At 69.0% G+C, this 8,772-nt stretch carries 16 protein-coding genes and 1 pseudogene; 3 read left to right on the top strand and 14 right to left on the bottom strand.

Going from position 1 to position 8,772, the window contains the following annotated elements; translation table 11 throughout:
* Nucleotides 1-59: 59 nt before the first annotated feature.
* Nucleotides 60-698: a Scr1 family TA system antitoxin-like transcriptional regulator gene (locus AMO33_RS29260; RefSeq protein WP_159033831.1), complete on the bottom strand. Its 639-nt coding sequence runs from the start codon at nt 696-698 to the stop codon at nt 60-62.
* On the bottom strand, nt 695-1,210 hold the full coding sequence (locus tag AMO33_RS29255; protein ID WP_261307348.1) for a DUF6879 family protein: 516 nt from the start codon (nt 1,208-1,210) through the stop codon (nt 695-697). Before AMO33_RS29255 ends, AMO33_RS29260 begins: the two co-directional genes overlap by 4 nt.
* Before the next feature lie 601 nt (nt 1,211-1,811).
* Between AMO33_RS29255 and AMO33_RS33060 the strand changes: the two genes are divergently transcribed.
* The 3 genes from AMO33_RS33060 to AMO33_RS31930 are packed head-to-tail and all read left to right on the top strand — an operon-like array spanning nt 1,812 to nt 2,424.
* A complete protein-coding gene (locus AMO33_RS33060) occupies nt 1,812-2,054 on the top strand; it encodes a helix-turn-helix domain-containing protein (protein WP_363187820.1) in 243 nt (80 codons plus the stop codon).
* Nucleotides 2,051-2,251, top strand: a complete 201-nt coding sequence (locus AMO33_RS29245; protein ID WP_060595018.1) for a hypothetical protein — start codon at nt 2,051-2,053, stop codon at nt 2,249-2,251. The genes AMO33_RS33060 and AMO33_RS29245 overlap by 4 nt, the downstream gene beginning before the upstream one ends.
* A complete protein-coding gene (locus AMO33_RS31930) occupies nt 2,248-2,424 on the top strand; it encodes a hypothetical protein (RefSeq protein ID WP_159033830.1) in 177 nt (58 codons plus the stop codon). Before AMO33_RS29245 ends, AMO33_RS31930 begins: the two co-directional genes overlap by 4 nt.
* A gap of 147 nt (nt 2,425-2,571) precedes the next feature.
* Here the strand turns inward: AMO33_RS31930 and AMO33_RS29240 are convergent, their stop codons facing one another.
* The 12 genes and pseudogenes from AMO33_RS29240 to AMO33_RS29200 form a co-directional block, all read right to left on the bottom strand.
* Nucleotides 2,572-2,910: a hypothetical protein gene (locus tag AMO33_RS29240; protein WP_139337555.1), complete on the bottom strand. Its 339-nt coding sequence runs from the start codon at nt 2,908-2,910 to the stop codon at nt 2,572-2,574.
* A 52-nt stretch (nt 2,911-2,962) separates the two neighbouring features.
* Entirely contained in the window at nt 2,963-3,079 is a 117-nt protein-coding gene (locus tag AMO33_RS32765) for a DUF4326 domain-containing protein (protein ID WP_373862109.1), read from the bottom strand.
* A pseudogene (locus AMO33_RS33055) lies at nt 3,066-3,269 on the bottom strand (hypothetical protein); the annotation flags it as partial. The gene AMO33_RS32765 and the pseudogene AMO33_RS33055, both read right to left, overlap by 14 nt.
* A 90-nt stretch (nt 3,270-3,359) precedes the next feature.
* Nucleotides 3,360-3,671, bottom strand: coding sequence for a glutaredoxin family protein (locus tag AMO33_RS29235; RefSeq protein WP_060595016.1), 312 nt, complete (start codon nt 3,669-3,671; stop codon nt 3,360-3,362).
* Nucleotides 3,668-4,093: a hypothetical protein gene (locus AMO33_RS29230; RefSeq protein WP_060595015.1), complete on the bottom strand. Its 426-nt coding sequence runs from the start codon at nt 4,091-4,093 to the stop codon at nt 3,668-3,670. Before AMO33_RS29230 ends, AMO33_RS29235 begins: the two co-directional genes overlap by 4 nt.
* Nucleotides 4,090-4,257: a hypothetical protein gene (locus AMO33_RS31925; protein ID WP_159033829.1), complete on the bottom strand. Its 168-nt coding sequence runs from the start codon at nt 4,255-4,257 to the stop codon at nt 4,090-4,092. The genes AMO33_RS29230 and AMO33_RS31925 overlap by 4 nt, the downstream gene beginning before the upstream one ends.
* Nucleotides 4,254-5,186, bottom strand: a complete 933-nt coding sequence (locus tag AMO33_RS29225) for a hypothetical protein (RefSeq protein ID WP_060595014.1) — start codon at nt 5,184-5,186, stop codon at nt 4,254-4,256. The genes AMO33_RS31925 and AMO33_RS29225 overlap by 4 nt, the downstream gene beginning before the upstream one ends.
* Entirely contained in the window at nt 5,186-5,659 is a 474-nt protein-coding gene (locus tag AMO33_RS29220) for a hypothetical protein (protein WP_060595013.1), read from the bottom strand. Before AMO33_RS29220 ends, AMO33_RS29225 begins: the two co-directional genes overlap by 1 nt.
* Nucleotides 5,656-7,017 (bottom strand): DUF6745 domain-containing protein, encoded by a 1,362-nt coding sequence (locus AMO33_RS31920; RefSeq protein ID WP_060595012.1) that lies wholly within the window; start codon nt 7,015-7,017, stop codon nt 5,656-5,658. The genes AMO33_RS29220 and AMO33_RS31920 overlap by 4 nt, the downstream gene beginning before the upstream one ends.
* Nucleotides 7,017-7,499: a hypothetical protein gene (locus AMO33_RS29210; protein WP_139337554.1), complete on the bottom strand. Its 483-nt coding sequence runs from the start codon at nt 7,497-7,499 to the stop codon at nt 7,017-7,019. The genes AMO33_RS31920 and AMO33_RS29210 overlap by 1 nt, the downstream gene beginning before the upstream one ends.
* The gene (locus tag AMO33_RS29205) at nt 7,492-8,046 is read right to left on the bottom strand and encodes a hypothetical protein (RefSeq protein WP_060595011.1); all 555 of its coding nucleotides are present in this window, start codon (nt 8,044-8,046) and stop codon (nt 7,492-7,494) included. Before AMO33_RS29205 ends, AMO33_RS29210 begins: the two co-directional genes overlap by 8 nt.
* Complete coding sequence (locus AMO33_RS29200; RefSeq protein WP_060595010.1) at nt 8,039-8,692, bottom strand: hypothetical protein; 654 nt, start codon at nt 8,690-8,692, stop codon at nt 8,039-8,041. The genes AMO33_RS29205 and AMO33_RS29200 overlap by 8 nt, the downstream gene beginning before the upstream one ends.
* Between the last annotated feature and the right edge of the window lie 80 nt (nt 8,693-8,772).

Genomic DNA, 8,772 nt, shown 5'->3' with positions numbered 1-8,772 from the left:
TCTCCACCGTCACCAGCCGGTCGTCGAACATGACGAAATTCGTAGTCTGCATCGGAATCTCAGCCGTCGCCGGGACGATACCGGAGGATCAAGCGCGGCAGACTCGACACCGCCACCAGCCGGTCCATCTGCCCCGCCATCACATCCACACTGCCCACCGTCGTCCACAACGCCTGCTCAGCGATCAAGATGTGGAAGCGGCGATCCCCCCGATACAAGAACTGTTGGCGCTCCATCCGCCGCGCCACGCCCTCCTCCACGTCGTCGACGGGCAGGCGGTGGCGGGCGGCCGAGAATTCGAGCGTCGCGCGCGCATACTCCGACGTTTGCAGAATCCCCGGGATCACCTGGGTCTGGAAGATCCGCGTGTGCTTGGTCTCCTCGGCCAGCCGCACCAGCTGGGCTTGACTACGCCCTTGCCCGCGGGCGAGCAGGCGCCGCATCTCCATGTAGGCGCCGTCGAGGTTGTGGAGGGTGGCGAGAAGGTCTTCGATTTGGTCGAGTGCGCCAGCGTGCAGGCAGTAGGCGCGGATGTCGTCGTCGGAGGGGCGCAGCTTCCCGTACTCGATCTTGGAGACCTTGGATTCATGCCATCCGGCGAGAGCGGCCATGCCGCGGCCGGACAGTCCTGCGCGGCGCCGCATTTCACGGAGGCGCCGTCCCAGCGCCTCGCGAGCCTCGTGCGGATTGGTGGTCAATGGCCCAGATAGTCGCGGTACGGGGTGGCGGTAGACCACAGGCGGTCGCGGATGCCGCGGCAGTAGGCGGCGATGTGCGGGTCGCTGGTGATCGCGAGCCCCGCGGGGCGGCCGTCTGAGGTGACGAGATTGAAGCCGACCCGGGTGTCGTCGAACAGCCACCAGTCGTCGGGTGGGATGTCGCCTGCGAGGGTGGCGCGGGAGATAGCGGATGTCTTCGCCGGCGTCGACGTTGCTGCCGGTGATGGAAGTAGCCAGCGGTGGTAGTCGGTGTGGGGGACGGTGACGACCCGGACCCGGCTGACATGGACGCCGCGGCTGGTGGTTTCGCGCATGAATCGGGTCCAGGGGCGGTCGCTGTAGTCGTCTGGGTCGGGGTCGCCGTCGAGGAAGCGTCGGAAGGCTTCGGATTCGGTGGGGGTGGTGTAGCTGTCGCGGACTTCTAGATGGAAAGCCGTGTGTCGGCATTCCCGGAAAGGGTCATCGGCTTCGTCTCCGGTCAACAGCAGCACCGTAGAACGTCCTCTCTAGCTTCGGCACCTCGATCGCGGTCTCGTCCGCCGCCAACGTCAGCTGTCCCAGTGTCTCAGCGTCGGTGATCGGTCGGCCGGACAGCGTGAAAGTACCGCGCCCGGTGTCGGTCATGGTCGCACCAATGTAGGTGTCGTGTTCGGCGAACCCGGGGGAGGGAGGTGGGGGATTTCGACGACACCGGCAGTGTCGGTGATCCAGCCTTGGACGAGGTAGGTGCCGCGGTCGGTGGCGTAGAGGGTGGGCAGTCGCGGTCGGAGGAGCCGCCTTTGCCGAGGAAGGTGAGGAGCATGTTTGTTCTCCTGGAGGGGTGGGGGTGGGTTTGCGGACCGTGTTATTCCATCACCAGGGTTGTCGCAAGTTCTTGCTAGATTGTCTCGAAGTGGTGCAAGTTTTTGCAAGATCCTGGTGTGCTGGTGCACGCGCTCCCTAACCTCGCAGGTGGGGCGCCCGAGGTCAGCAGGTCAGGCATCCACTGTGGAGGGCCGGCTTTCGCTGTTCCACAGCCTCGGGCGTCCCTCTTTCTTTGTTCTCTACACGTGAATCCAGGTGGTGGGCGTGCACATCAACGAGGCGCGCGTCATGGCGGTCCTGCACTCGGTCGGTCCATTGAGTGTGCGGGAGATTGCCGAGAAGACGCGGTTGAGCGTATCGACGGTGCGGAGGTCGGTGCAGGCGTTGACCTGCCGAGGGTTGACGGCTGCCGCACCGGCGGAGGTGCCGCGGGCGTGGCAGGTCACTCGCCGCGGCCGGGGCTGGGCTGAGACCCGACGTGGCCGTGCCGTGTTGGATGTGCCGCCGATACAGACGGGAGTTGCGTCATGAGTTGGGACGCCGCGCTTTTGGACAGGATCGCTTGCGGTAACGGCTTGTGGGCGGCGACGAGTGTTGCTGCTGCTCATCATGCGATGCAGGTGCACCTGGATTGCGTGGTGGGTGAGTGCCGGGCAAAGACGGCCGCGCATCGCCTCCTCGTGGAGGAGGGGCTGTTGGTGCCGGATTCGGGGCGGGTCCGGTCGTGAGCGAGGAGCCGGGGGTCTCGATTCAGCTCGCGGATGGTTCGTGGGGTGTGGTCGACGAGTACGGGTGGATCGATGAAGAGAGCCCGGACGGTTCGCTGCCGGATCGGATTTATGAGCGGCTTCGGCATCCGTTGCAGGTGGTTGGCGGTCGACGCGATCGGGAAGGGGGGTGAACGAGTGGTAGAGGTGCTTGGTCCCGGCCCTGACGGGTCGGCGAACGACAACTGGAACGAGCCCGCGAACGCCGCGGACGACGGTCAGGACTGACCGGTCAAAACAAGGTGAAGCGCCCGACCCTGCGGCTATCAGGGTCGGGCGCTTCACTTTGATTCTGGCTCGACACGCTCACGGAGCGCGTACGAGGGGACGAGTTGTTGCCGAAGTCGCAGCGGGCGGCCGTCGGCGTAGTGGACGTCGAAGTTGACCAGACCCATCCAGTCGCCTTTGGCGGTGGGGATCCAGCCGTGGAGGAGTCCGGGGACTTCGCCGGACATGTCGATGCCGGCGGTGTTGTTGCGGATGGGTAGGCCGGGGTTGCGGACCATGATGGCGTCGAGGCGTACCCATACGAGTTTGGGGCGTTCGCGGTGGCCCCAGAGGTCGTTGGTGACGGCCGGTTCCCACCCTTCTACATGCCCCGTCTCTGGTCTCGAACGCATGTTCGAGATGCTACCGCGCGCCAGCTATCAGTCAACCAATATCGACATCCGCTTACAGAACGAGCGACCCGGCGTGGGCGATCTCCAGCAGCACGTCCGCGTGGCAGGGGATTCGGTTGCCGTGCTCGTCCTCTAGCGGGCACCAGCAGGCCAGGTCACGCCCACCCAACTCGGCGCGGACATGGGCGAGCGGTTCGCCGCGGCCGAGGTTCTCCAGGTCGAGGCATCTCGGCGTCGTCCGTGCCGGTGCAGAAGAAGGTTCGCTGCCCCGTTGTCTTGTGCAGGCGGCCTTCGTACTCCCAGTCAGCGGCGACGCCGGGGACACGGATTTGAGTTTGTCCGACGACGAATGGGTTGCCCCATTTCGTGCCCCGCCCGACGTAGACGGGCGCCCTCCGGCATCTTCCAGCCCTTCGTGCGCTTCCGCTGGATGCGCTTCGGGCTACCGTTCACGCCGCGTCCTCCCCCATCAGATACTTCTCAGCTGCCCGCTCCAACGCCGTGATGTCGGGCGCGGTGTGGAAGGTTGAGGCGAGTTGCTTCAACTCGTTGTTGCGGAACCCGCCGCCGAAGTGGATGTCTCCGGCGACGACGACGGGGACGGCCTGGTAGCCGAGCATCCGCACCGTGTCGTAGGCGGCAGGGTCGGTGGTGATGTCCCGGTAGGTGTAGGGGACACCCAGGGCGTCGAGCCGCTTCGTGGTCATCGCGCAGCCGGGGCACGCGGGCTTGCCGTACACGGTGATCTTTGGGGCGGTCATTCGGTCTCCTCGATGTCGGTGACAAGTGCGCGCTGCACGTCAGCGACAGCGCGTTTCCACCCGCACGACACCAGGTCGTCGGCGGGATGAACCTCACAGCGTGGGTGGCCGGACAAGGCGGTGCGTGCGCGGTCGATGACCGCCTCCAGTGCTGCTGTTCGGGCGCTGGCTGCCTCGGCCTCATCGAGCGCGTCGAGCAGCACCGGCAGGTGGTTGAGCACCCCGGCGATCAGGGCCGCGTCGGCGGACCGCATGTTCGACGCGACCCGCTCCCGCCACCCGTCCTTGCCGGGGGTGAGGCGGTGCAGGGACTGCATGTTCGCGAAGACGCCGGTGTCGGAGGCCACGGTGAACGGGCCCGGGGTGGCCGCGGCCAGGAGCTGGCGGAGGTCGGTGGTCAGGTCGCGGATCTGCGCGCTCATCTGTCGGCCACCGCCTCGGTGTCGGTGTCGCAGTTCGGGCACGTGCCGTCCGCGTCTCGGGTGCCGGTGCACCGCTCGCACACGACCGCGGGGGCGAGGTCGAAGACCTCGCAGGCGCAGCCCTCGCCGGTCCAGTGGTGGCACAGCTCGGCAGCGCACCTCATCGCCCGCCCTCCTGCTCGGGCGTCCACAGGACGATGACGGGGAGGCTGATCTCACTCGACTGGCTGCGGAGCGGGGTGCCGAACTCCTCCCAGCAGAACGGCGCTCGCGCCCTGGAGTTGACACACTTGTACCACGCCAGGGAGCGTCCCGCGTCGACGCCGATCTCGCGGACGATCGAGCCGACCGGCAGCGCGTCCAACTCTTCGGGGTCGGTGATCTCGCGGGCGGGTGGACGCCAGCCAGCGGCGCGCAAGTCCCGCTCGATGTGGACGGCCACTGTGACCGGGGCGGGTAGGCCCTGGCTGAGGTCCCAGTCGGTGAAGAGATCAGCCAGCGATTGATCGATGGCGCGGTGGAGCACTCGGGGCAGGGCGGCTGGGGTGTCGCGGTCACTCGCCATCGCGGGCTCGCCATCGCGGGCCTCCGCGGTGGGGATGTGCAGGACCCGCACCGGCATGGCGAGGTCGTAGGTGCCCACCATCCCGGTGGCGGTGATCCACTCGGAGTGGTAGCCGTCGCCGTCGGTGACGCCGGGGTCGAAGTCCGCGACCTTCAAGGCGGGCACGCCGTCGTCGTCGACGATCTGGGACCCGGGCGGGAGGGCGTCGACGACGCCCAGGCGGTGCTGAATGGTGCGGGGCTGCTGCGTCTCCAGCTCGGCCGCGCGGGCGCTGGCCTCCTCGGCCTCATCGAGAGCGTCGAGCAGCACAGGCAAGGCGTTGAGCACCCCACCGATCAGGGCCGCGTCGGCGGACCGCATGTTCGACGCGACCCGCTCGCGCCACCCGTCCTTGCCGGGAGCGAGGCGGTGCAGGGACTGCATGTTCGCGAAGACGCCGGTGTCGGAGGCCACGGTGAACGGGCCCGGGGTGGCCGCGGCCAGGAGCTGGCGGAGGTCGGTGGTCAGGTCGCGGATCTGCGCGCTCATCAGTCGGCCTCCTGCACTGTGCACAGCAGGTGACGCATGCCGCGCGGAAGATCCGACCTGCCCACAGATTCGATCGCCTCGGCGCAGGTCATCAGCTGGCGGTGATCGCCGTGGACGAACCGGCGGCCCTCGGCCTCGGTGACGATCAGGTAGCCGATCGGCTCCCGCTGTGCCTCCAGCTCGGCGACGCGGGCGCGCAGCTGTCCGTTGACGTCGAGGTGCCGGATCCGTGCAGCGTTCGCCTCAGACAGCGCCGCCTCCAGCTCGGCCGCGCGGGCGCGGGCTTCCTCGGCCTCATCGAGAGCGTCGAGCAGCACAGGAAAGTTGTTGCCAGCCCACACCAGCAGGTCGGTGGTGGGTGCGGCGTCCCCCTCCGAGGACAGGACAACGCGACGTTCACCGCTGTCGAGGACCGCGGCGTAGAGGCGGGCGTAGAGGCGGCGTCCCTCGGCGGTCAGCTGACGGATCTTCATCGGCGTACCTCCAGCTGCCTGTACGCCTGCACGGGGATGTCGTAGAGGTCGGCGGCTGCGGCGACGGGATCGGTGTGGTGGCCGGGCACGACCAGCCCGAACCGGTGGCGGGTGCCGTCACGCTCAGGTGACCCGTTGGTGCACAGCAGGATCCGGGCGGGCTCCTCGAACATGTCGGAGAGGGTGTCAGGCAGGTCGTAGAGTGCGAGCGTGTGCGGGGCATTGCCCGGATCGGGTACGGCGTCGCCTACTTGCCTCATGCCGGATGAGGCGATGAAGACATCCCAGCCCATGCGCTCGATCGCGCACCTGCGCACCTCGGCATTGGGCTCACGCAGGATCCGCGCGGTGTCCCATCCGGTCTCGATCAGGTCGGCGGGCACGCGGGTGCCGTGCCAGGCGTGCACGGCGAATCCGTCCCGGTACAGCACGGCCGGTCCGGCCGCGCTGTGCAGGCGTCCGTCTTTGTCCCGGCTGATGACGGACGGGCGGTCGGTGAGGACGACCGCATCGCGCATCGGCCACCACCAGCCTGCCGAGCGCTCGATCTCGACCAGTCCGTCCAGGCGTGAGACGTCGATCCCGAGCCGGCCGAGCGCGGCGTAGAAGGACAGCCAGCCGCATTCCCATCGGCCGAGCGCGCCGGTGCACCAGTCCTCCACCTGGGCCCACACCTGGTCCCCCACCTGGGCCCACACCTGGTCCCCCACCTGGTCCTCCACCTGGGCCCACACCTGGTCCTCCACCTGGGCCCACACCTGGTCCCCCACCTGGGCCCGCACCTGGTCCCCCACCTGGGCCCGCACCTGGTCCCCCACCTGGGCCCGCACCTGGTCCCCCACCTGGGCCCGCACCTGGTCCCCCACCTGGGCCCACACCTGGTCCCCCACCTGGGCCCACACCTGGTCCCCCACCTGGTCCTCCACCTGGGCCCACACCTGGTCCCCCACCTGGGCCCACACCTGGTCCCCCACCTGGGCCCACACCTGGTCCCCCACCTGGTCCCCCACCTGGGCCCACACCTGGTCCCCCACCTGGGCCCACACCTGGTCCCCCACCTGGGCCCACACCTGGGCCCACACCTGGGCCTGCACCTGGGCCCGCACCTGGGCCTGCACGCGGGCCGAGGTGCGCGGGGGGGTGCGGACGATGGCCTGGCCGATCGCACCGGCAAGGGGGGAGTCGAGCCAGATCACCAGCCGGGGCGGCTCCAGACCGGCCGCCGCGTACGCTTTGCGGACCCCGGCCTCAGCAGCAGCGCGGTCGGCAGGCTCGGTAGACAACCCTGCCCGAATCCACTCGTCGCGGATCACAGGCAGCATTGCGGCCTGCTCGTCGGTCAGCTGATCGATGCGCATCAGTCAGCCACCATCCGCCACTCGTCGGCCAGCTCCCGCTGACGCCGCACCTGATACGTGCCGGGCAGGATCTCCAGTCCGCCGTGCTCCTGATGGATCAGCACCGCCGTGCTGCCCTCCGGCACAGTGAGCAGTCCGAGCAGCACATCCCCGGCCCCGGCCGGGGTGTGGGGGGTGTAGAAGCAGGGGCCGGACGGATGCAGGGTGTGGGTGTGGCTGCTGGCCTCCGATGCCACGACCACGACACGAGAGGGCATCACGGTGCGGGCCGGGGCGAGCGTGACACGCAGGATCAGCACATCGCCCTGCGCGGCGGCACGGGACACGCGCGGGATCTCGGCGGTGTGGTCGAGCCAGTCGTGGACGGTGACGCCGGTGAAGGCGACGGCGTCGGCGAGAGTCTGCATGAGGTGAATTTCCTTTCGTAGGGCAGCGGGCGGGTAGTAGCCGGACATGGTCAGTGCGGGTATCTGGTCAGGCATCAGCCGCCTCCTGCTCGGGCGTCCACAGGACGATGACCTGCACGCGCTGGCGTGCGGCGTGCTGGAGAAGCCACACGCTGTGGGTGCGCGGGTGGATGCCTGGCGTGAGCCAAACGCCGTAGCCGACGTGCTGATAGATGACGCTCCCAGCGCGAATGACCGCGAAGGGCGGCAGCCCGTCCAGCTCGGCGAGGTCGGTGATGACGCGCGGCTGCTGCTGCGTCTCCAGCTCGGCGAGGCGGGCGCGCAGGGCGTCCCGCTCATCCAGGGTCGCGCTGAACCTGCGCACCGTCGATGCCACGCCCTCGACCAGGCGGGCGCGCTCGGCCTCCAGCTCGGCGATCCGTTCCAGCGCGGCCTCGTGGCTGCGGGCCAGCGAGCTGGCCATGTCGATCAGGTTGATCAGCCCGCCGTCCGGCTCGTCGGTGTAGGCGCGCAGACGGTCGGTCAGCTCGTCCGGGTAGCCGGCGGCCTCGTAGTGCTGGAGCGTGGCCTCACGCAGGGCCTCCAGCTCCTCGGCGGTCAGTCGCGGCGTCCGCTCAGGCATCGGCCTGCCCTTCCTCGGTGGGAGCCCACAGGACGGTGTCGGGGTTGATCTTGCGCGTGGCGAGGGCGCGCGCCATCTCCGGCAGGCACTCCCACCGGGTCTCTTCTTCCGCTCCCAGCTCGGCCGCGATGCTGGCGAGGATCGCGTAGGCGGCGCTGCGCTGCGTGCGCAGTGGCCCAAGCTCGCCCTCCAGCTCGGCGACGCGCTTCTCCAGCTCGGCGAATCGGGCGCGCCCAGCAAGCACGGACCCAGCGACGACGGCGTTCGCGATGGCGGGTTCCATGCCTGCGCGCATGGCCGTGTCGAGCTGGTCGACCAGGCTGGCGCGGTCGGCCGCCGACAGCTTGTCCCGCCACGCGTCGGTCGTGACGATGTGCTCTACGGAGGCGCGGGCACGGTCGAACGCGAAGCTGTAAACGCCGCCGCCCAGGGACGCGGCGGTCGCGGCGGCGCGTTCGCTCTCCATCTCCGCGATCCGGGCGCGGGCGGCCACCAGCTCCTGCGCCATCGCCGCGACTTCCGACTCGGCTGCGGCGTGGGGGTCGACGGCGAACACCGCCAGGTGTTCACGGGACAGCTCGGCACGCGGGGTCGGGGTGGTGCAGCAGGGGAAGTCGCCGCCGGGCGGGCTGGTGGGGGTGGTCAACGTGGGCTCCTCGAACGAGAGGGTAAGGGAACCCACCGATACTAGCTTTCACCACACACTCACGTCTACAACCAATACTA

It is taken from the genome of Nocardia farcinica, assembly GCF_001182745.1.
Taxonomy (GTDB): domain Bacteria; phylum Actinomycetota; class Actinomycetes; order Mycobacteriales; family Mycobacteriaceae; genus Nocardia; species Nocardia farcinica.
This window is presented reverse-complemented; position numbering and strand designations above follow the sequence as displayed.